Genomic DNA, 22,334 nt, shown 5'->3' with positions numbered 1-22,334 from the left:
TGTTTCAATTTAATATTTAAAATATTAATAAATATTTTATATGAAATTTAAGCATAGCATTAAAGTTCTAAAGATAACATTTCTTTTATAGTTTGTCGTCTTCTTATTTGTATAAAACTATTTTTTTTTACTAAAATTTCAGGAATTAAAGGTCTGCTATTATAATTAGAAGACATTGATGATCCATATGCTCCTACATCATGAATTATTAAGTAATCACCAATTTTAACTATTGGTATTTTTATGGTATATAAAATATTATTTTCTTTTTGTGTAAATATATCTCCTGATTCACATAAAGGACCGCCAACAATTACTTCTATTTTTTTTGCATAATCTAAAGTTCTATTATCCATAGGTAACACAGAAATATAATGGTAACTTCCATATAATACTGGACGTATTAATTCATTAAATCCACAATTTAAAAGTATAAATGTTCTATTTTTTACAATTTTTATACTTTCTATTTTAGATACTAATAAACCAGATTCAGCAACTAAAAATCGTCCGGGTTCTATTTCTAGTTTAATTTTACAATTTAGTTTTTTAGAAATTTGATTTCTGGATTTATTCCATATTTGATAATAGTCTTCAATATTAACTTTGTCCTGATAACTTTTATAAGGAATAGTTAAACCTCCACCTGCTGATATATAAGATATTTTATGATTTATAGATGTTGCTTCTTTTAACATTGCATGACAGACTTTTTTTAAATGAATATAATTTACACCAGATCCAATATGGATATGTAGTCCAATTAATTTTAAGTTGAATTTTTTAATTAATTTAAAAGCTTTTTTTAAATTCCAAATTCCATGTTTACTATTTTTTCCTCCTGTATTTGTTTTTTTATTATGTCCATGTCCAAATCCTGGATTTATTCTTATCCACACTTTATGTTTTGGAGATCTTTTACCAATTTTTTTAATCATATCTATAGATCCAATATTAATTGGAATATTATGTAAAATAACTTTTTCTAATGTATCATCTTCAATAATATCAGAAGTATAAATAATATCTTCACTGTTTCCTTTAAAACCAGCGTATAAAGCTCGTTCAATTTCTCCTAAAGAAACAGCATCAACTTTTACTTTATTTTTTCTCATAATTTTTAATATATGAATATTCGAACATGCTTTTTGAGCAAATCTAATAATATCAAATTTTTTTAGTTTTGATATTTTTTTTTGAATTGTTTTTTTATTATATATCCAAATTGGAGTTTTATACTTTTTAATAATTTTTAAAATTTTTTTTGAATTAACTTTATTTTTTTTTCTTATTAGAATGTTCATTTTTTATTATTTTTTTATTTAGTAAAGTTTATTTTTTAATAAATCTCATATTAGGAAACATTATGACATCTTTAATGTTTTTTTGATTTGTAAAAATCATGGTTAATCGATCAATTCCAATACCTAATCCAGCTGTAGGAGGCATACCATGTTCTAAAGCTAATATATAATCTTTATCGTATTTTTTTTTTTTATTTTGCATTTTAAATCTTTTCTTTTGTTCTGTAGGATCATTTAATTCTGAAAATCCATTTCCTATTTCATAACCTCCAATAAAAAATTCAAATCTGTCAGAAAAATATTTATCGTGATTCTTTTCTCTTGCTAAAGGAGATACTTCTATTGGATATTCTGTAATAAAAGTTGGATTTATAAGTTTTTTTTCTACTGTTTTTTCAAATATTTCTGTAATAATTTTTCCTATTCCCCATGTATGTTTAATTTTTAATTGTAATTTATTTGTAATTTTTTTTAATTGAGTTAAATTTTTTAAATCTTTTGGATCTATAAAATTATTAAATTTAATAATAGATTCTTTCATTGTTAGTTTTAAAAATGGTTTACTTAAATCAAAAAAATTTTTTTTATATTCAATTATATAATTATGGTGAATTTTTTTTGATAAATATTGCATTAAATTTTCTAAAAATTTCATTAGATATTTATAATTAGAGTAAGCAATATATATTTCCATCATTGTAAATTCTGGATTATGACGTGAAGATACACCTTCATTTCTAAAATTTCTATTAATTTCAAATATTTTTTCAAATCCTCCTATAATTAAACGTTTTAAATATAATTCCGGAGCAATTCTTAAATACATTTTTTTGCTTAAAGAATTATGATATGTAATAAAAGGTTTAGCAATAGCTCCTCCAGGAAGATTATGTAACATAGGTGTTTCTACTTCTAAAAATTTTTTTTTATGCATATAATTTCTAATCATAGATATTAATTTAGATCGTATTTGAAATGTTTTTTTTAAACTATTATTAGAAATAAAATCTAAGTATCTTTTTCTATATCTTGTATCTTTATTTACTAATCCATGAAATTTTTCTGGAAGAGGTCTAAGTGCTTTTGTTAATAAAATAAATTTTTGACAATGTATAGTTAATTCATTCGTTTTAGTTTTAAAAATTATACCAATTACTCCTATAATATCTCCTAAATCAAGACTTTTAAATTTTTTAAAATTATTGGTTTTAGAAGTTAAAGAATTTTGTTTAGAATATATTTGAATTTCTCCTTCAGAATCTTGTAAACGCATAAAAATTGCTTTACCCATAATTCTTTTTTGGATTATTCTTCCTGCGGTTTGAATGTTATTTTGATTATCTTGAAGTTCATTTCTATTTTGAGAATTATATTTAATATATATTTGATTAAAATAATGTTTTTTTTGAAATTTATTTGGAAAGTTAAATCCTTTTTTTTTTAGTTCTTTTAGTTTTAATTTTCTATTTATAAATTCGTTATTTGTATCTTTTTTTTTAAAGGGAATTTTTTTAATTTTTTTTTTCATATTTTATAATCCTAGTTTTAAGCTTTTTTTAATAAATTTATTGATGTTTCCATTTAAAAATTTTTGTGTATTTCTCGTTTCTAATTTCGTTCTTTCATCTTTAATACGAGAATCATCTAATATGTATGATCTAATTTGATTTCCCCAATTAATTTCTAACTTTTTAAAATCGATCTCTTTTTTTTTTAAAGCTTGATTTTTTAATTGCATAGTAAAAATTTTTGAAATGATTTGTTGAATTGCATATTTTTTATTTTTATGTTGAGATCTATTATTTTGACATTTAACAATAATTCCAGTTGGTATATGTTTGATTCTAACAGCTGATTCTGTTTTATTTACATGTTGGCCTCCTGCTCCAGAAGCTTTATATACATCTATTTTTAAATCTGATTTTTTAATGTTAATTTTTTTATTTTTTTTAATAATAGGATAAACGAAAATTGAACTAAAAGAAGTATGTCTTTTATTTCCTGTATTAAAAGGACTTTTACGTATTAATCGATGTATTCCTGACTCTGTTCTCAGCCATCCAAATGAATATTGTCCTTTAATTTGAATAGTAGCAGATCTTATACCATTAAATTCATCATATAATACTGAAATTATTTTAGTGTTAAAATTTTTTTTTTGAGCCCATTTTAAATACATTTTAAATAACATTTTAGACCAGTCTTGAGCTTCTATTCCACCAGATCCAGATTGAATTTCAATATAACAATTTTTTTTATCATATTCTTTTTTAAACATATTATAAAAATTTAAATTTTCAATTTGATTTTTTATTTTGGATAAATTTTTTTTAATTTCATGTAATATTGATAAATCATTAAGTTCATGAGATAAATTTAATAAATTTTTATTTTCTTTTAATTCATTTTTTATAGATATTAATAAATTCATTTTTTTATTAATATATTTTTTTTTTTTATTAAGATTTGTAATTAAATTTATTTTTTTCCAATTTTTTTTATTTTCTAATTTTTTATTAATTTCTTTAGATTTTTCTTGATATTTTGTTAATTTAAAGATATTCCTTAGTTTTTTTAAATTTAGTAGAATATTTTAAAATTTTTTTTAAAATTTTTTTAATTATTTTCATATTTTTATTTTCTTATTTAAATAAATATAATATAAATGATATTTATTAGAAATTCCTTATATATTTTTTAATGTATAAAGATTTAATATTTTAAAATGATTTAAAAAATTATGTATTTTAATTTAAATATTTTTCTTTTCAATAATTATATTTTCATATAATATTTAATTATTATTTATTTGAAAAAAATTTCTCGATAAGTTTAAAATTATGAAAAATTTCTATTTCCAAAAGAATGTTATTTTACCTACAGAAAATATATTTTTTTCTATTGTATGTTTAGATAAATTGATTTTAGTAAAAATTTCTGGAAAAGATAAAAAAAAATATTTGCAAAGTCAAATTACCGCAGATATTAAATTTTTTTCTATTAATCAATATTTTTTTTGCGGACATTGTAATTATCAAGGAAAAGTTTGGAGTACAATGTTGCTTTTTAAAAAAAAAAATAGTTATTTTTATATTTTACATAAAAGTACATATAAAAAACAAATTAAGGAAATGAAAAAATATGCTGTATTTTCTAATGTAAGAATTACTGTAGATAAAAAATTTACTTTATTAGGAATATTAGGAAAAGAAGCACGTTTTTATTTAAATAAAAAAATTAAAATTTTACCAAATAAAAAAAGTCCTGTCGTACATAAAGATGATATAACAATTTTATGGTTTAAAAAAAATATAGAAAGATTTTTATTTATTTATCCGCGTCAAAACGTTTTCAATTTTTTAAAAAAAATTCAAAAAAATGCTGTATTTAATCAAAGTGAACAATGGTTATCTGTAGATATTGAAGAAAATATTCCAATTATTGAGAAAAATAATTGTATTAATTTTTTTCCACAAAATATTAATTTACACAAATTTCCTTATGCAATAAGTTTTAATAAAGGATGTTATATTGGACAAGAACAAATATCTAAAATAAAATATAAAAAATTAAATAATAAATGTTTATGTACTTTATATAGTTTATATCAATATGATAAATTTATTTCTGGAGATTTAGTTTACATAAAAAATAAACATTCTTGGATAAAAAAAGGTGTTTTATTAACTTCAGTAATAATAAATAAAAAATTTGTTTATGCTCAAGTAGTTCTAAATAAATTTTTTAAAAATAATTTTATTTATAAAATAAATAATAGTTATTTCTATAATTATTAAAATTTTTATTGTGTATGAAAATTTATATATTTAAATTTTTAATAAATAATAATTTTATGAAAATTTTTTTAAATCTTTTAATAAAGAAATATTTTAAGTAATTTTTATTATATTAACATTTATGAGTATAAACTTTTTATATGAAAAAATTAGGAATGCTTTTTATAATTTCTGCACCTAGTGGTACTGGTAAATCTAGTTTAATTAAGTCTTTTATAAAAAAAGAAAAATCTTTAAAAATGAATATATCTATTTCATTTACAACTCGAGATATCAGATCTCAAGAAATAAATGGAGTAGATTATAATTTTATTTCTAAAAAAAAATTTAAATTAATGATTTATAAAAAAGAATTTTTGGAATATGCTAAAGTTTTTGATCATTATTATGGAACGTCATTAAAAAATATTAATTTATTATTATCTACAGGAAGAAATATATTTTTAGATATAGATTGGCAAGGAGCTCAACAAATAAAAAAAAAAATTCTTAATGTAAAAAGTATTTTTTTATTACCTCCATCTAAGAACGAATTATTTTTAAGATTAAAAAAAAGGAATCAAGATAATGAACAAGTAATTTTAAATAGAATGAAAAATTTTTCAAAAGAAATTAAACATTATTTAGAATATGATTACTTAATAATTAATGATAATTTTAATTTAGCTCTTTCTAATTTAAAATCTATTATTTCTTCTTGTAAATTATCTATTTATTATCAAAGTCTTAAATATAAAAGTTTAATTAGTAATTTATTAAAAAAATAGATTTTTTAATTTATATTTTTTTTCTAGAAGCTTGTTTTCTTTGACTTTCTGTTAATATTTTTTTTCTTAAACGAATAGATTTAGGTGTAATTTCTATTAGTTCGTCATCATTAATAAAACTCATTGCTTGTTCTAGTGTAAAATTTATTGGTTTAACTAAATTTATAGCTTCATCAGTTCCAGAAGCTCGCATATTAGTTAATTTTTTTCCTAATAAACAATTTACAGTCAGATCGTTAGATTTACTATGCATTCCAATAATTTGACCTTGATATACTTGAGCTCCATGACCTAAAAATAATTTTCCTCGATTTTGTAAGTTAAATAAAGCAAAAGCGACTGCATTTCCTGTATTATTTGATATTAATACTCCATTTCTTCTTTGTCCAATATTTAATTTAGAGGATTTTGCATAATGACTAAAAGATGAATAAAATAATCCTGTTCCAGAAGTAATATTTATTAATTCAGAGCGAAAACCAATTAAAGCTCTGCTAGATATAATGTATTCTAATCTAATTCTATCTTTATTATCTGAAATCATATTTTTTATTTCTCCTTTTCTTTCTCCTAGATGTTTCATAATCACTCCTTGATGTTTTATTTCTATATCTAAAACAATATTTTCAAATGGTTCATTTTTTATTCCATTTATTTTTTTAAATATTACTTTAGGACGTGATACTTCTATTTCATATCCTTCTCTTCTCATATTTTCTATTAAAATAGATAAATGCAATTCACCTCTTCCTGATACACAAAAAACGCTTGCATCGTTTGTTTCTTCTACTTTTAGTGCTACATTATGTTTTTTTTCTTTGTTTAATCTTTCTAAGATATGTCTTGAAGTAATATATTTACCTTCTTTCCCAGAAAAAGGAGAAGAATTTACTGAAAAAAACATTTTTACTGTTGGTTCATCAATATTTAATTTAGGAATAGGTTTATTATTTTTTATATCACATATTGTATCTGAAATTTTCAAATTTTCTATACCAGTAATTGCTATAATGTCTCCTGAATATGCTTTTTTTATTTCAATTTTTTTTAATCCACAATATGTTAATAATTTGTTAATTTTTCCAAAATAGTTTTTTCCCTTTTTATCGATAATTTTTATATTTTGATTTAATTTTACACATCCTGATCGAATTCTTCCTATACCAATAACTCCAAGATAATTATCATAATCTAATTGTGAAATTTGCATTTTAAATTTTCTTTTAATATTTTTTTTTGGAGCAGGAGTGTACTTAATTATAGATTTAAATAGTGGAGTCATATTTTTTTCTAATGCGTTGTAATCTAATCCAGATAAACCTAATAAAGCAGATGTATATATTATAGGAAAATCTAATTGAGAATCAGTAGCATTTAAATTAACAAATAAATCAAAAATTTGATCTATAACCCAATCTGGGCGTGCGTTTTTTCTATCTATTTTGTTAATTACTAAAATTGGATGAATATTATATTTAAATGCTTTTTCTGTAACAAATCTAGTTTGAGGCATAGGTCCATCTAAAGCATCAACTACTAATAAAACTGAATCTACCATTGATAATACTCGTTCTACTTCACCTCCAAAATCAGCATGTCCTGGAGTATCTACGATATTAATTTTATATCCATTCCATATTAAAGAAGTATTTTTGGAAGTAATAGTAATACCTCTTTCTTTTTCTAAATCATTGCTGTCCATTACTCGTTCTTTTTTTTCTTCATGATTTTTAAATACTCCTGATTGTTGAAGTAATTTATCGATCAATGTAGTTTTTCCATGATCCACATGAGCAATAATTGCTATATTTCTAAATTTTTGATTCATTAAAATAATCCTTATAAAATATCTAGTTTGTATAAAAAGATAATATATGATTTTTAAAAAAAAAAATAGATTTTTTAATTTAATTAATATTTATGAATATTATATATAATATATATGATATTTATAAAAATTATATTATATAATATATATTTTAATTTTTATTTGTATAAAAATATTCTTATTTTTTTTTTATTTTTAAAAATTTTTAATTTAAATATAAGGAATACATGAAAAATTTAAATTTTCATTCTGCTATTTTTTTAAAGAGTTTTTTAAATATTTATGATATAAATATTTATTCTGGCATTGAAGTAGCGTGCCTTGGTTATTCAAATACAGGAAAATCTACTTTGATAAACGTATTATGTGATCAAAAGAAATTATCTCGTGTTAGTAAATCACCTGGACGTACTCAATTAATAAATTTTTTTCAAATTCATGAAAATTTTAGAATCATAGATTTTCCAGGATATGGTTATTCTAAATTTAGTAAAAATTTTAGTATGATATGGATACAAAAAATTAAAGAATATTTAAAGTTAAGAAAGATTGTTGTTGGCGTAATAATTATAGTAGATATTAATTTTTTTTTTAAAAAAATTGATTTAGAAATTATGAATTTTTTAAATAAAATGAATGTTAAAATAATTATTTTATTAAATAAATGTGATAAAATTAATTATAATTTAAGATATAAAAAATATATTTTAGCAAAAAAAATACTTTCATGTTTAAAAATTGTTGCATCAGTTCAATTATTTTCATCTGTAAAAAAAATTGGAGTTTTAGAATTAAAAAATATTTTAAATAATTTATATATTGAAAGATATAGATAATTTATTTTGGGATATTTTCATTGAACCAATTTTTTTTTTTAAAAGATTTTATTAAACTAGTAAAATCATTTTTTTTAAATTGATTTAAAATTTTTTTTATTATAGGTTTTTTTAATTTAAATTTTTTTTTTAGTAATGATGGTTCTATTTTTAATTGTATTTTTGATAAATTATAAGACATAAAAGCAATTTTTTTATTTTTTTTAAATATTTTATGTAAATTTTTTGCATTTCTAATATTTAATAATGATAATTTTTTTAAATTTTTATAAATTTCTTTTAAAGATTTAAATTTTTTAAGAATTTTTTGAGCTGTTTTAATTCCAATTCCAGGTATTCCAGGAATATTATCTGATTGATCTCCAGCTATTGCTAATAAATATTTTATTAATTTAGGTTTTATACCAAATTTTTTAATTACTTCTTTTTTAGTAATGATTTTATTTTGATGATTTAATATTTGTATTTTAGAATTAATTAATTGTGTAAGATCTTTATCATTTGTTAAAATTAATATTCTTTTTTCAATTTTACTTTGATTTTTAGCAACTGTTCCAATAATATCATCTGCTTCAATTCCTGGTATTTGTAAAACTGTAATTCCCATATATTTTATAATTTTAATAATTTTTTTAATTTGATTTTTTAAATCTTCTGGGATTTTAACTCTATTAGATTTATATTTTTCATATATTTTTTTTCTAAAAGTTTGTTTTTTATGATCAAAGACTATAATTATTTTTTTAGGTTGATATTCATAAAAAATTTTTCTTAACATGAGTAACATGCCATATATTGCTCCTGTTGGTTGACCATTTTTATTTTTAAATTTTTTAAAAGTAAAGTATGCTCTATATAAATAATTTGTTCCATCAATAATTATAACAATTTTTTTTTTATAAAATTTCATGTGTATAATATTTTTTTATAGTAATAAATATATTAAATGTTTAGAATAATTTTATTAGAAATATTAATTTATTTTTAGAGTATTTTGTATATTTAAATTAATTAAAAATAATAAAAATATTTTTGATAAATAGTTTGATTCTATTAATTTATTTTTTTATAAATTAGATATCAATACATAATAATAATATTAATTTTTTATGTATTTTATAATACAATATTTTTAATTTTAAAAAAATTTACAAATATTAGATGTAGTAAAATAGAATATTTTTCAATAAAGTATTTTACTACGTATTTAATTTTTTAAAAAATATATTATTTTTTTTTAATTCTTAATTCTTTAATACCATTATATTTTACGTGAGAGTGTCCTAAATATTCTTCAATTCTAATTAATTGATTGTATTTTGCAATTCTATCTATTCTACTTAATGAACCAGTTTTAATTTGTCCAGCTGATGTACCAACAGATAAATCTGAAATACTAACATCTTCAGTCTCTCCAGAACGATGTGAAATAATTACATTATAATTTGATTTTTTTGCTGTTTGAATAGTTTTTAATGTTTCTGTTAATGTTCCAATTTGATTTGGTTTGATTAAAATAGAATTAGCAATATTATTTTTAATTCCTTTTTTTAAAATTTTATTATTTGTTACAAACAAATCATCTCCTACTATTTGAATATTTTTTCCTAAAATTTTAGTTTGATAAGAAAATCCTTCCCAATCAGATTCATATTGTCCGTCTTCAATAGATAAAATGGGATATTTAGATGATAGTTCTTTTAAATATTGAGTAAATTCATAAGAATTAAATTTTTTATTTTCTCCTTTTAAATAATATGTTTTAGAATTAATATCATATAATTCAGATGCTGCACAGTCTATTGCTAGAGTAATATCTTTTTTAATAATATATCCAGATTTTTCTATTGCTTCTAATATTAAAAGAATAGCTTCTTCATTAGAATTTATGTTTGGAGCATATCCTCCTTCATCTCCTACAGCTGTACTCATATTCTTTTTTTTTAATATTTTAGATAATGAATAAAAAATTTCACATCCTATTCTCACAGCATGTTTAAAATTTTTAGCAGATATTGGTTGTATCATAAATTCTTGAATATCAATATTATTATTTGCATGTTTTCCTCCATTAATGATATTCATCATAGGAAGAGGCATAGAATATTTTTTAGAAGTATGATTTAAATCTGCAATATGTTCAAAAAAATAAATTTTTTTAAACATAGAAGCAACTTTTGCGTTAGCTAGAGAAACAGCTAATATAGTATTTGCTCCTAATATAGATTTGTTTTTAGTTCCGTCTAATTCTATCATTACTTTATCAATATTTTTTTGATCTAAAGAGTCTTTATATAATAAATTTTTAGATATTAAATTATTGATTAATGAAATAGATTTTTTTACACCTTGACCGTGAAAACGTTTTTTATTTCCATCTCTAATTTCTAAAGCTTCTTTAGAACCTTTAGATGCACCAGAAGGAACTGAAGCTCTTCCAATTAAACCATTTTTAAGATGTACTTCTGCTTCTACAGTAGGATTTCCTCTAGAATCAATAATTTCTCGACCAATAATTCTCATTATTTTAGACATTTTTACCTCATCATATTTTTATATATAAATGAATATTATTATTTTATTAATTTTTTATGTTTTTTAGATTTTTGAATTAATCCTGTAAATAAGAAATGTTTATTTTGAGATTTAGATATAAATTCTAAATGAAATTTATATGTAATAAAAAAAAATACTTTTTAATAATTTTAATTAATTTTTTTTTCACAAATTCTTTGATTTTTTAAATCATTTATTTTTGATTTTATAAAAAATTTTTGTTTTCTTAGTTTTTATATTTATTTCATTTTAAAATAGTATTTTTTGATATAAAGAGTTAAGATAAATTACTTTTTTAAGATATAATTTTTATTTCTCAATCTCATATATTTAAATTTTTTTATTAACATGTTTTAAAATAATTTATCTTTTATTTGATTTTTTAAATTAAAGATATAATAAGAGTTTTTTATAATATATAAAGAAAATTCAATAGAATTTTATTTTTTATTTCTATTGTATTTCTTAAAAATTTAATAATAAAAACTTTTAATTTTCAGTAAATTTTTAAAAATATTATATTTTTTATTTAATATATTGTATATAATAGTTTAACACTAGATACTTTTATTTTTAAAATCTTTGAGGAATTAATATTTTATTTAATTTTTATCTCATTTTAATAAATTTCTTTTTGGTTTATTTAAATTAAAAGATTTATAAGTATAATTTATTTAATTTTTTTTAAAATTTTTAAATATACTTGATCTATAGTAATGCATTATAAAGATTAATTTTTAGTATAATTAAATATTTTATAGCAATTTAGATCTTAATCTTTTTATATAATCTTTTATTATAAATTTTTTTATATTTTTAATAAGTATTTATAATACTTTGATTTAACTTAATATAGTTTTAATTTTATAATTATATAAATTTAATTTATTTTTTTTTTTTTAAATATACTTTTAAGATAGTATAGTAATTTATTTTTTTAAAATAATATTACTTTATTAACAAAATACTTTTTTATTCTTTTAGATAATAATTTTTATATATTTTATATAAAAATATTTATTATAAAATTCTAATTATTAGTATTTTTTTCCTTTTAACGAGATAGTTTTATTAAAAGTAATTTTTTTATTTTTAATAGTTTCTTTTTTATCAATTATAAAATAACCTTCTCTTTCAAACTGAAAAAATTTTTTTTTGACGTTTTTAATAAGACTTTTTTCAACAAATCCATTTTGAATTTTAATTGATTCATGATTAATATATTTTAAATAATTTTTCACTGAATCTGGATTTTTAATTGAAAAAATATGTTGAAATATTCTAAATTTAGCTGGAATAGAATTTTTTTTAGAAATCCAATGAATAACTCCTTTTATCTTTCTATCTACAGGATTTTTATTTAAAGTATTTTTATCATATGTACAATAAATTTTTTTTATATAACCAAGACTATTTTTTTTAATTTTTTTTACTTTAATAACATATGAATAACGTAATCTTACTTCTTGATTTATAGTTAATCTTCTATATTTTTTATTTGCTACTTCCTGAAAATCATTTTTATCAATATATATAATTTTATTAAAATAAATTTTATGAGTTCCCATATCTGGATATAAAGGATGATTATTAACGATTATTTTTTCTTTATATTTTCTAGGTAAATTTATAATAACAATTTTTAATGGATTTATAATCGCCATAAATCGACAAGCGATATTATTCAAATGATTTCGTATACAATATTCTAATAAAGAAAATTCAATTAAATGATTCTTTTTAGATACTCCTATTTTTTTACAGAAATTTTTAATGGATTTAGGAGTATATCCTCTAATTCTTAATCCAGATATTGTTGGCATTCGAGGATCGTTCCATCCTGAAACAATTTTTTTTTCTATTAAAACTTTTAATTTTCGTTTAGAAAGAATAGTATATTCTAAATTTAATCTAGAAAATTCATATTGTTTAGCATGTTTTTTTATGTTTAAATTTCTTAAAATCCATTGATACAATTGATTATTATCTAAAAATTCTAATGAACATAAGGAATGAGTGATTTTTTCTATAGAGTCTGAGATACAATGACTAAAATCATATGTTGGATATATACACCATTTATTTTTTGTACGATAATGTAATTTTTTTTTTATTCTATATAGAACAGGATCTCGCATAACTATATTTGCAGAATTCATATTAATTTTTGCTCGGAGACATAAATCTCCATCTTGAAATTTTCCATTTTTCATATCTTTAAATAGTTTCATATTTTTTTCAATAGTTTGATTTCTATAAGGACTATTTTGTCCTTTTTTTTTTAAAGTACCTCTATATTCCTTTATTTCTTTTTTAGATAATTTATCTACATATGCTAAATTATTTTTTATTAATTTTTGTGCATATTTATATAGTTTATTAAAATATTGAGATACGTAAAAACTTTTTTTATTCCATATATAACCCATCCATTTAATATCTTTTTTAATAGATTTAACATAAATTTTACTTGCAGTATTAGGATTAGTATCATCAAATCTTAAATTACATTTTCCATTGTATATTTTTGAAATTTCAAAATTTAAATATATTGATTTAGCATGTCCAATATGTAGAAATCCATTTGGTTCTGGTGGAAATCTAGTATGTATTTTTTTATATTTTTTATTTTTTAAATCTTTATTAATAATTTTATAAATAAAATTATTAATTTTATGAATTTTCATTATTTTATTTTCCATTAATTTATAAGATAAAAGATATTATTTTCATAAATATTTTTAATAAATAATCTTTTTAAAATGTTTATTTCTTAATAGAATTTTTATGTTTTATATGATATAATTTTAAAAATTTAAATTTAAGAAATATTAATAAAATTATAATTTTTATGTTAAAATATTAATTCATCATATTTTTTTATAAAGAGTATTTTTTAATTTATTTTTATAATTAAATAATAAAAAATATTTTAAATTCATTTTAGAATAATATAATATAAAAAAATTAGCTATGTAGCTCAGTTGGTCAGAGCACAGCACTCATAACGCTGAGGTCATGGGTTCAATTCCCATCATAGCTAAAATTATTAATTTATATTATAATATAGAAAGTTAAATATAAAAAAGCGGAAGTGGCGAAATTGGTAGACGCACCAGATTTAGGTTCTGGCGCCTAATTGGGTTTGCGAGTTCAAATCTCGCCTTCCGTATATTTTAATTAAAAAATTTGGGGTATAGCCAAGAGGTTAAGGCATCGGTTTTTGATACCGACATCCCTGGTTCGAATCCAGGTACCCCAGTTAAATAAATATAAATGTAATTTAAACTTTTTTTTTAAAATTAAATAAAAAAATAATATTATTTTTAAATTTATTAAAAATATTTCTTTAAATATTTTTATATTTTAACTTGAATTAATTTTATTTTTTAATATAAATAGTATTTATAAAATTATATTAAAATGTTTTATAAAATAATTATTGGTATTGATCAAATGACATTAAAAAATTTAAAGAAAATAGTAGCAAAATATGCTTTAAGATATATACCTAAAAAAAAAATAATTGGTATAGGAACGGGTTCAACTATATCTTATTTTATTAAATATTTAAGAAAGATTAAAGATAGTATTCAAGGCGCTGTGTCTTCATCTAATCATACCACAATTAGTTTAAAAAAAAATGGTATCCCTGTAATTGCATTAAATGATGTAGATTATATTTCAATTTATTTTGATAGTGCAGATGAAATAAATAATAATATGGATATGATTAAAGGTGGAGGAGCTGCTTTAATGCAGGAAAAAATTATAGCATCAGCATCTAAAAAATTTGTTTGTATGATTGATTATACTAAAAAAGTAAATGTTTTAGGAAAATTTCCTTTACCAATAGAAGTTTTGCCTATGTCTTATAAATATGTAAAAAAAGAATTAGAAAAACTTGGTGGAATAGTGAAAAAAAGAAAAAAAGTTATTACCGATAATAATAATTATATATTAGATATTAAAAATCTGTATATTAATAATCCTATATACTTAGAAAAAAAAATTAACAATATACCTGGAGTAATTTCTGTAGGAATTTTTTCACAAAGACAACCTGATATTTTATTAATTAGTAATTATACTCAAGTTCAAACTATTTTAAATAAAAGTTAAAATTTGTTTAAATATTTTTTTTAATTTTTTTTTAAAATATATATTTAAAATGAATTATATAAAAATTTCAGATCTATTTTAATTGAATTTTTTTTTAATTTTATATAATATTTTTTTTAAATATAATTATCAGATAAAAAAATTTTATAAATTATGTATTTTTTAAATTTAATATTTATAAAAAATTTTTTATTTTAGACAAGATATTTTAAATATTGTATAAATTATAATTATAAATTTATTTTAAATAAATATTTTTAATAATTTTATAAATTTACAGATTTTATTAAAAATAATTTTTTATTTTTTAAATTTTTATTACATCCGGAAGGATTTGAACCCTCGACCTCTCGGTTCGTAGCCGAGTGCTCTATCCAACTGAGCTACGGATGCGTAAATCAAATATATTTAAAATATAATTTTTATTATTAAAAATAAAATTTAAGAAAATAGTGAGAGAGGGATTTGAACCCTCGATGCATTTTTTAAATACATACTCTCTTAGCAGGAGAGCGCCTTAAACCACTCGGCCATCTCACTTTAATAAATTTTATTTTTTAAATAATTTAATACATCTATTTTATACTTTTTTCTTTTATAAAGTCAATTTTTTATATTTTTTTTATATAATATAAATATTTATAGAAAATAATTTTATTGAAATATTTTTTATAAAAAATTTATATTTTTTTATTTTTTTTTTCAGCTTGTATTCTTTGATATATTTCTTCTCTATGTACAGAAATTTTTTTTGGAGCGTTAACACCTATACGTACTTGATTTCCTTTTATTCCTAATACTGTTACTGTAATCTCATCTCCTATAATTAATGTTTCTCCAATTCTTCTGGTTAAAATCAACATTTTTTTTCTCCTTAAAATATTTTTTTTAAAATTCCATATAATTTTAGTATATAGATATAAAATTATTTTATATAATTTTTTTAATAATTTTTTGTACTAAATTTATAATTATTTATTTTTTTTTGAATTTTAGCAAAAGTTAATTTTTTGCATTTTTTTATTATTTTATTTATAGATAGAGAAGAATTTATAATTCCTTCAGAAAAATTCATATTTCCTCCTCCTTTACCTGAAATTTTTTTAAAAATTTTTAAAATAAGTGTATTTGCTGGAATAATTTTACTTAATTTTTTACTAATTTTAATTTTTAAATAAATTTTTTTTGATATATTTATTAATATAATAACACTTGATTGAAATTTTTTTTGTAACTGATCTATAATTTTTAAAATATATGAATTTTTTTCATTATATAGTATGTAAAAAAAGATATAATGATTATTAATTTTAATATATTTTTTAGATATTTTTTTTATTAATAAAATTAATAATTTTTCTGTAATATTTTTATTATTTTTTAATAATTTTTTTTGCATTATTAAAATATTTTGAATTTTTTTTATTAAATCAGAATCATTTGATTGTATTAGCTTTTGTATGGTATTTAATTTTTTTTCTTTTTTATAAGTTTCTTTAAAAGCTTTTTTATAAGTTACAGCTTCAATTCTTCTAGTTCCAAATGATATACTACTTTCATTTATTATTTTAAAAAGAATAATTTCTCCTGTTTTAGATACATGAGTACCACTACATAATTCATTTGAAATTGAATTAATTGAAATAATTCTAACATTATTTTGATAAATTTTATTTTTAAGAAATACGTATTTTTTTTTTTTAGCATTTTTAAATTTTGTAGTAAAGCTTATCACTTTAATATTTTTTTGAATATATTTATTAACTGTTTTTTCAATTTTTTTAATTTTTTTAAAACTTAAATTTTTAAAATAAGTATAATCAAATCTAATTTTTTTTTCGTTAACTAAAGAACCTTTTTGTAAAACATTTTCTCCTAAAATTTTTTTTAATCCAGCGTGTAGTAAATGCGTAGCAGTATGATTTTTTTCAATTAATTTTCTTTTTTTTATATCAATTTTAGCTGTAACTAAAGTATTTTTTTTTATTTTTCCTAAAGAAATTTTTCCATGATGAATAATAATGTTTCCATATTTTGTGGTATTGTAAACTTTAAAAATTCCATCTTTTGATTTTATTGTTCCACTATCTCCAATTTGCCCACCAGATTGTCCATAAAAAGGAGTGCTTTGTAAAATTATTTGTCCTTTATTTTTTTTATTAATTTTATTAATTGATTTATTTTCAATATAAATTTTTTTTACAATAGTTTTTTGTTTACTAAAATTATATCCAATAAAATTTGTTTTTTTATTAATAGATATTGATAATTTATTTTTATTTTGATATTTTTCTTGTATATTTAATTTTTTGTGTTTTTTGATTTTTTTTTTAAGTTTATTCATATCTATTTGAATATTTTTTTCTTTGCAAAAGTCTTGAGTTAAATCTATTGGAAATCCTAATGTATCATATAAATAAAATACTATATTAGCATCTAATATATTATTTTTTAAATTCTTGACTTCTTCTTTTAAAATTTTTAATCCTTTATTTAAAGTATCTGAGAATTGTAACTCTTCCATTTTTAATATGTTTTCAATTTGATTTTTATTATGAATTAAAATATGATTAGCTTGATTCATAGATTTAATTAATATAGGTACTATCTTATAAAAAAAACATTTTTTTAATCCAATAGATCGTCCATGTCTAATAGCTCGTCTAATAATTTTTCTTAAAACATAACCTCGATGTTCGTTAGAAGGAAAAACATTATTAGCAATAATATACGCACTAGAACGAATATGATCAGATATTACTTGTAAAGCTTTATGGTTTACTTTATTAGATATATTAAATTTTTTTTTAATACCTTGTATAATTTGACGAAAAATATCTATATCGTAATTTGATTTAACATTTTGCAAAACAGAAGATATTCTTTCTAAACCCATACCTGTGTCTACTGATGGAGATTTTAATTTAATAAATTTTTTTTTTGGTAATTTATGATATTCAATAAAAACAATATTCCATATCTCTAGAAAACGATCTCCTATATCTTTTTTAGATCCGGGAATATTTCCATGTACACTTTCTCCATAGTCATAAAAAATTTCTGTACAAGGACCGCATGGTCCATATTTTTCCATATTCCAAAAGTTATCTGATGTATATTGAACATTATTTTTATTTTTTATAGAAATTATTTTATTATTAGATAATCCTATGATATTTTTCCAAATTTTATATGATTCTATATCATATTCATATATAGTTACTAAAAGTTTATTTGGATCAATATTAAACCATTTTTTTTCAGTAAGAAGTTCCCATGCGTATATGATAGATTTTTTTTTTAAATAACTGCCAAAACTAAAATTTCCTAACATTTCAAAAAATGTATGATGTCTAGATGTATAACCAACATTTTCTAAATCATTATGTTTTCCACCTGTACGTAAACAATATTGTGCACTTGCAATTTTTTTATCTTTAGTTGTTTTATAACCTAAAAAAATATCTTTGAATTGATTCATTCCTGCATTAGTAAATAGTAATGTTGGATCATTATCAATAATTAAAGAGCTGCTAGGATAAATTATATGATTTTTATTTTTAAAAAAATTCAAAAATGTTTGACGTATTATTTCTGTTTTTTTATACATATTAATCCAAAATATTATGATGATTTAAAATTTTTTTATTAATTTTTTAATAATTAAATAATTTTATTATATTGAATATTTAATTAGTAATAATTTTAAATAACATTTATATATTTTTAGTATATAAAAAATTTTTATTAATTTTTACTAAATGATATACTTTATAATTAATATTTAAAGTTTTTAATAAGTTATATTTTAAATTAATTATTTTAAAATTTAAATTTTACAAAGGATAAAGGTATTTGAAAAATTTTATTTTATTAGAAAAAAAAGTTCCTAAAAAAATATTTAATCAATTTAGAATCGATAAAGCGTTATCAAAATTATTTCCTATATGTTCTAGAAATTATTTTAAGAGATGTATACATAAAGGTTATGTTTTAGTAAATAATATAATTATTAAATCTCCTGATTTTAAAATTATGGAAGGAGATATTTTAAATGTGAAAAAATTTTTTAAGAAAGACAAGTCCTTAGTATCTGAAAAAATAAATCTAAGTATTGTTTATGAAGATAAATTTTTATTGATAATAAATAAACCATCATCTTTAGTTGTGCATCCAGGCTATGGAAATAAACATAATACTTTATTAAATGGATTAATATTTTATTATAAAAATATTAAAAAAATTCCTCAAACAGGAATAGTTCATCGATTAGATAAAGATACTACAGGATTAATTATTATTGCTAAAACAATTTCTTCATATTTTATTTTAAAAAAAATGATAAAATTAAGAAAAATTAATCGAGAATATGATGCTGTTGTTTTAGGAAAAATAAAATTTGGAGATGTAATTAATGCTCCTATTAAAAGACATAAATTTTATAGAACTCATATGACAGTTTCTTTAGATGGAAGGAATGCAGTAACACATTATAAAGTTAGAAAAAAATTTAGTACATGTACATGGTTAAAAATTAGATTGGAAACAGGTAGAACACATCAAATACGTGTTCATATGTTATATATTAAACATCCTATAGTTGGAGATAAAAAATATAAATATTATTTAAATTTTTTTAAAGATTTAAATAATAATAGCAAATTATTTAATGTAATTAAAAATTTTCCTAGACAAGCTTTACATGCTTCTAAATTGAAATTTTTTCATCCAATTACAAATAAAAAAATGTCTTTTAAGATTGGTTTACCGCAAGATATGATTGAATTAATCTATAAACTAGATCAAAAAATTTAATTTAAATTCAAAATTTTTTATTTAATAAAATTAAAATTTATACAGATATTTTTTAAAATACACATTAAATATTTAAAATTTTTTGTATAAGTATATTAAATATTTATATTTTTATAAGTATTTTTATACTATATAACATAAAAAATATTAATTATATTTTTTTATATAATCTTTGAATTGCTGTTTTTAATGCCCATTTATAACCGTCTATACCTAATCCACAGATAACTCCATTAGAAATGTCTGAAATCCATGAATGTGAACGAAAATTTTCTCGAGAATAAATATTAGATATATGTACTTCGATAAATGGAATATTTACAGCTAATAAAGCGTCTCTTAAAGCAATACTAGTATGTGTAAAAGCAGCAGCATTAATGATTATATAATTAATTTTTTTTTTTGCACGATGTATTTCATCAATTAATACATGTTCCGCATTAGATTGTATATGACTAATTTTTATATAATATTTTTGAGCATATTTTTTTAAATTTTTGACTAATTTTAATAAAGATATATTCCCATAAATTTTTTTTTCTCTAGATCCTAAAAGATTTAAATTTGGTCCATTAATTAATAATATATTAAATTTATTTTGCATATTATATTTCTGTTGATTAATTAAATTAAATTATATTATACAATATATATTATAAGATACAAAATATAAAATAAATTTTGAAATATAAAATTTTTTTATATCTAAAAAATAAAATTTAAAATAATTTTATAATTTATTTTATAAAATTTGAAGATCTTAAATAATTTGTATTTAAAAAGTGAGCGTATATGAATTTTAATACAGTGATAAATAATATATTATTAAAAAATAATATTAGTATAGAAGATATTTTTTCTATATTATCTGATTTATCTAAGAAAACTATAGATTATTCTGATATATATTTTCAATTAAAATTAAGTGAATCATGGATATTAGAAAACAAAATTATTAAAAATGGAACATATGATGTTGATACAGGAATAGGATTACGAGCAATTTATAATCAAATGAATGGCTTTGCTTATACAAATCAAATAAATTTAACTGGATTAAAAAAAATTACAAATCTAGTACAAAATATTTTAAAAAATAAAGAACGTCAAAAAAATAAAAATTTTATTTATAATTCGAATAAATCTTTTTATAGATCTGAAAATCCTTTAAATTCTTTAACAAATAAAGAAAAATTAAATATTTTACGTCAAGTAGATGAAATTGCTCGTAGATATGATTCAAGAATTTCTCAAGTAAACGCATGTTTATCTGGAACATATGAAAATATATTAGTTGCATCTACGGATGGTGTTTTATCTACAGATATTAGACCTTTAGTATCTCTTTCTATTTATATTTTATCTGAAGATCATGGAAAACGTGAAATTGGAACTAATGGAGGAGGTGTTAGAAGTACATATCAATATTTTTTAAAAAAAAATAAAAATGGTTTTTTAAATTTAGAAAATTTAACGAAAGAAGCAGCTAGAATTTCTATTTTAAATTTAAATTCCAAAAAAGCTCCTTCAGGTTCATTTCCTGTAGTATTAGGTTCAGGATTTCCAGGAGTATTATTACATGAAGCTGTGGGTCATGGGTTAGAAGGTGATTTTAATCGTAAAAATTTATCTATATATAGTAATAAAATAAATAAAAAAGTAGCTTCTAATTTATGTACAATAGTTGATGATGGTACAAAAAAATATTCTAAAGGTTCTATATCAATTGATGATGAAGGAACTCCAGGTAAATACAATGTTTTAGTAGAAAAAGGTATTTTAAAAAAATATTTACAAGATAAATTTAATGCGCACCTTATGAATACAATTTCAACAGGAAATGGGAGAAGAGAATCTTATGCATATCTTCCTTTACCTCGTATGACTAACACATATATGCTTTCTGGAAAATCTACTATATCAGAAATTATAGAAAGTGTAGATTATGGAATATATGCAGTTAATTTTAGTGGAGGTCAAGTTGATATTACTTCTGGAGAATTCGTTTTTTCTACATCTGAAGCATATTTAATTAAACAAGGAAAAATTATTTATCCAATTAAAGAAGCAACTTTGATTGGTTCTGGAATAGAAATTATGAAAAAAATATCCATGGTTGGAAATGATTTGAAAATGGATAATGGCACTGGTCTATGTTCTAAAGAAGGACAAAATATTTCTGTTTCTGTAGGTCAACCAACTATTAAAATAGATTCTTTAACTATAGGAGGAACAAATTAATTTTAAATTGTATAAATTTATAAATTTTTAAATATTTTTATATGCAGTCACACTTAATGCTATGACTG

At 19.3% G+C, this 22,334-nt stretch carries 16 protein-coding genes and 5 tRNA genes; 9 read left to right on the top strand and 12 right to left on the bottom strand.

Annotation, left to right across the window (positions count from 1 at the left end):
* Positions 1–59: 59 nt before the first annotated feature.
* The 3 genes from lysA to prfB are packed head-to-tail and all read right to left on the bottom strand — an operon-like array spanning position 60 to position 3,894.
* Entirely contained in the window at positions 60–1,304 is a 1,245-nt protein-coding gene (gene lysA / locus AB4W58_RS01565; RefSeq protein WP_367673939.1) for a diaminopimelate decarboxylase, read from the bottom strand.
* Positions 1,305–1,332: 28 nt separating this feature from the next.
* Positions 1,333–2,832, bottom strand: coding sequence for a lysine--tRNA ligase (gene lysS / locus AB4W58_RS01560; protein WP_367673938.1), 1,500 nt, complete (start codon positions 2,830–2,832; stop codon positions 1,333–1,335).
* A 3-nt stretch (positions 2,833–2,835) separates the two neighbouring features.
* Positions 2,836–3,894, bottom strand: coding sequence for a peptide chain release factor 2 (prfB, locus tag AB4W58_RS01555; protein ID WP_367674250.1), 1,059 nt, complete (start codon positions 3,892–3,894; stop codon positions 2,836–2,838).
* A gap of 250 nt (positions 3,895–4,144) precedes the next feature.
* Here prfB and ygfZ point away from each other — a divergent pair, with 250 nt between their 5' ends.
* Together ygfZ and gmk are read left to right on the top strand one after the other, a co-directional pair.
* Positions 4,145–5,101, top strand: coding sequence for a tRNA-modifying protein YgfZ (gene ygfZ, locus AB4W58_RS01550; protein ID WP_367673937.1), 957 nt, complete (start codon positions 4,145–4,147; stop codon positions 5,099–5,101).
* 140 nt (positions 5,102–5,241) lie between these two features.
* On the top strand, positions 5,242–5,868 hold the full coding sequence (gene gmk, locus AB4W58_RS01545; protein ID WP_367673936.1) for a guanylate kinase: 627 nt from the start codon (positions 5,242–5,244) through the stop codon (positions 5,866–5,868).
* A gap of 10 nt (positions 5,869–5,878) precedes the next feature.
* Here the strand turns inward: gmk and typA are convergent, their stop codons facing one another.
* Positions 5,879–7,696, bottom strand: coding sequence for a translational GTPase TypA (gene typA / locus AB4W58_RS01540; protein ID WP_367673935.1), 1,818 nt, complete (start codon positions 7,694–7,696; stop codon positions 5,879–5,881).
* A gap of 227 nt (positions 7,697–7,923) precedes the next feature.
* On the opposite strand from typA, the gene yihA reads away from it, so the two are divergent.
* Positions 7,924–8,532 carry a ribosome biogenesis GTP-binding protein YihA/YsxC gene (gene yihA, locus AB4W58_RS01535; RefSeq protein ID WP_367673934.1) on the top strand — a complete coding sequence of 203 codons (609 nt, stop codon included), beginning with the start codon at positions 7,924–7,926 and terminating at the stop codon, positions 8,530–8,532.
* Between the two features lies 1 nt (position 8,533).
* Here the strand turns inward: yihA and AB4W58_RS01530 are convergent, their stop codons facing one another.
* From AB4W58_RS01530 to AB4W58_RS01520, 3 genes are all read right to left on the bottom strand, one after another.
* Positions 8,534–9,442 (bottom strand): 5'-3' exonuclease H3TH domain-containing protein, encoded by a 909-nt coding sequence (locus tag AB4W58_RS01530; protein ID WP_367673933.1) that lies wholly within the window; start codon positions 9,440–9,442, stop codon positions 8,534–8,536.
* A 317-nt stretch (positions 9,443–9,759) separates the two neighbouring features.
* Complete coding sequence (gene eno, locus AB4W58_RS01525; protein WP_367673932.1) at positions 9,760–11,067, bottom strand: phosphopyruvate hydratase; 1,308 nt, start codon at positions 11,065–11,067, stop codon at positions 9,760–9,762.
* 1,058 nt (positions 11,068–12,125) lie between these two features.
* Positions 12,126–13,790: a glutamine--tRNA ligase/YqeY domain fusion protein gene (locus AB4W58_RS01520; RefSeq protein WP_367673931.1), complete on the bottom strand. Its 1,665-nt coding sequence runs from the start codon at positions 13,788–13,790 to the stop codon at positions 12,126–12,128.
* Positions 13,791–14,057: 267 nt separating this feature from the next.
* Here AB4W58_RS01520 and AB4W58_RS01515 point away from each other — a divergent pair.
* The 4 genes from AB4W58_RS01515 (at position 14,058) to rpiA (ending at position 15,210) form a co-directional block, all read left to right on the top strand.
* Positions 14,058–14,131: transfer RNA gene (locus AB4W58_RS01515), tRNA-Met, on the top strand.
* Between the two features lie 45 nt (positions 14,132–14,176).
* Positions 14,177–14,260: transfer RNA gene (locus AB4W58_RS01510), tRNA-Leu, on the top strand.
* Positions 14,261–14,278: 18 nt separating this feature from the next.
* Positions 14,279–14,350: transfer RNA gene (locus tag AB4W58_RS01505), tRNA-Gln, on the top strand.
* A gap of 194 nt (positions 14,351–14,544) precedes the next feature.
* Positions 14,545–15,210, top strand: coding sequence for a ribose-5-phosphate isomerase RpiA (rpiA, locus tag AB4W58_RS01500; RefSeq protein WP_367674249.1), 666 nt, complete (start codon positions 14,545–14,547; stop codon positions 15,208–15,210).
* Positions 15,211–15,529: 319 nt separating this feature from the next.
* Here the strand turns inward: rpiA and AB4W58_RS01495 are convergent.
* The 4 genes from AB4W58_RS01495 to alaS all read right to left on the bottom strand — a co-directional run bounded on the left by AB4W58_RS01495 (position 15,530) and on the right by alaS (position 18,820).
* Positions 15,530–15,603, bottom strand: a tRNA-Arg gene (locus tag AB4W58_RS01495).
* A 57-nt stretch (positions 15,604–15,660) separates the two neighbouring features.
* Positions 15,661–15,750: transfer RNA gene (locus AB4W58_RS01490), tRNA-Ser, on the bottom strand.
* Positions 15,751–15,890: 140 nt separating this feature from the next.
* Complete coding sequence (csrA, locus tag AB4W58_RS01485) at positions 15,891–16,073, bottom strand: carbon storage regulator CsrA (RefSeq protein WP_367673930.1); 183 nt, start codon at positions 16,071–16,073, stop codon at positions 15,891–15,893.
* An 80-nt stretch (positions 16,074–16,153) separates the two neighbouring features.
* Positions 16,154–18,820 carry an alanine--tRNA ligase gene (gene alaS, locus AB4W58_RS01480; protein ID WP_367673929.1) on the bottom strand — a complete coding sequence of 889 codons (2,667 nt, stop codon included), beginning with the start codon at positions 18,818–18,820 and terminating at the stop codon, positions 16,154–16,156.
* Positions 18,821–19,065: 245 nt separating this feature from the next.
* On the opposite strand from alaS, the gene AB4W58_RS01475 reads away from it, so the two are divergent.
* Entirely contained in the window at positions 19,066–20,025 is a 960-nt protein-coding gene (locus AB4W58_RS01475; protein ID WP_367673928.1) for an RluA family pseudouridine synthase, read from the top strand.
* Positions 20,026–20,176: 151 nt separating this feature from the next.
* Here AB4W58_RS01475 and aroQ read toward each other — a convergent pair whose 3' ends face one another.
* A complete protein-coding gene (aroQ, locus tag AB4W58_RS01470) occupies positions 20,177–20,629 on the bottom strand; it encodes a type II 3-dehydroquinate dehydratase (RefSeq protein WP_367673927.1) in 453 nt (150 codons plus the stop codon).
* Positions 20,630–20,817: 188 nt separating this feature from the next.
* Between aroQ and tldD the strand changes: the two genes are divergently transcribed.
* A complete protein-coding gene (tldD, locus tag AB4W58_RS01465; protein WP_367673926.1) occupies positions 20,818–22,266 on the top strand; it encodes a metalloprotease TldD in 1,449 nt (482 codons plus the stop codon).
* Positions 22,267–22,334: the final 68 nt, after the last annotated feature.

This window comes from Buchnera aphidicola (Chaitophorus sp. 3695), assembly GCF_964058985.1.
In the GTDB taxonomy this organism is placed as follows: Bacteria; Pseudomonadota; Gammaproteobacteria; order Enterobacterales; family Enterobacteriaceae; genus Buchnera_J; species Buchnera_J aphidicola_BQ.
Note: the sequence above shows the minus strand (reverse complement) of the source record. Positions and strands in the feature narration are given on the sequence as shown.

Bases quoted from the DNA above. Each gene is read 5' to 3' on its own strand.
- lysA (WP_367673939.1), bottom strand. From the start codon at position 1,304: ATGAACATTCTAATAAGAAAAAAAAATAAAGTTAATTCAAAAAAAATT.
- eno (WP_367673932.1), bottom strand. From the start codon at position 11,067: ATGTCTAAAATAATGAGAATTATTGGTCGAGAAATTATTGATTCTAGA.
- AB4W58_RS01520 (WP_367673931.1), bottom strand. From the start codon at position 13,790: ATGGAAAATAAAATAATGAAAATTCATAAAATTAATAATTTTATTTAT.
- AB4W58_RS01530 (WP_367673933.1), bottom strand. From the start codon at position 9,442: ATGAAATTTTATAAAAAAAAAATTGTTATAATTATTGATGGAACAAAT.
- gmk (WP_367673936.1), top strand. From the start codon at position 5,242: ATGAAAAAATTAGGAATGCTTTTTATAATTTCTGCACCTAGTGGTACT.
- typA (WP_367673935.1), bottom strand. From the start codon at position 7,696: ATGAATCAAAAATTTAGAAATATAGCAATTATTGCTCATGTGGATCAT.
- ygfZ (WP_367673937.1), top strand. From the start codon at position 4,145: ATGAAAAATTTCTATTTCCAAAAGAATGTTATTTTACCTACAGAAAAT.
- rpiA (WP_367674249.1), top strand. From the start codon at position 14,545: ATGACATTAAAAAATTTAAAGAAAATAGTAGCAAAATATGCTTTAAGA.
- alaS (WP_367673929.1), bottom strand. From the start codon at position 18,820: ATGTATAAAAAAACAGAAATAATACGTCAAACATTTTTGAATTTTTTT.
- tldD (WP_367673926.1), top strand. From the start codon at position 20,818: ATGAATTTTAATACAGTGATAAATAATATATTATTAAAAAATAATATT.
- lysS (WP_367673938.1), bottom strand. From the start codon at position 2,832: ATGAAAAAAAAAATTAAAAAAATTCCCTTTAAAAAAAAAGATACAAAT.
- yihA (WP_367673934.1), top strand. From the start codon at position 7,924: ATGAAAAATTTAAATTTTCATTCTGCTATTTTTTTAAAGAGTTTTTTA.
- csrA (WP_367673930.1), bottom strand. From the start codon at position 16,073: ATGTTGATTTTAACCAGAAGAATTGGAGAAACATTAATTATAGGAGAT.
- aroQ (WP_367673927.1), bottom strand. From the start codon at position 20,629: ATGCAAAATAAATTTAATATATTATTAATTAATGGACCAAATTTAAAT.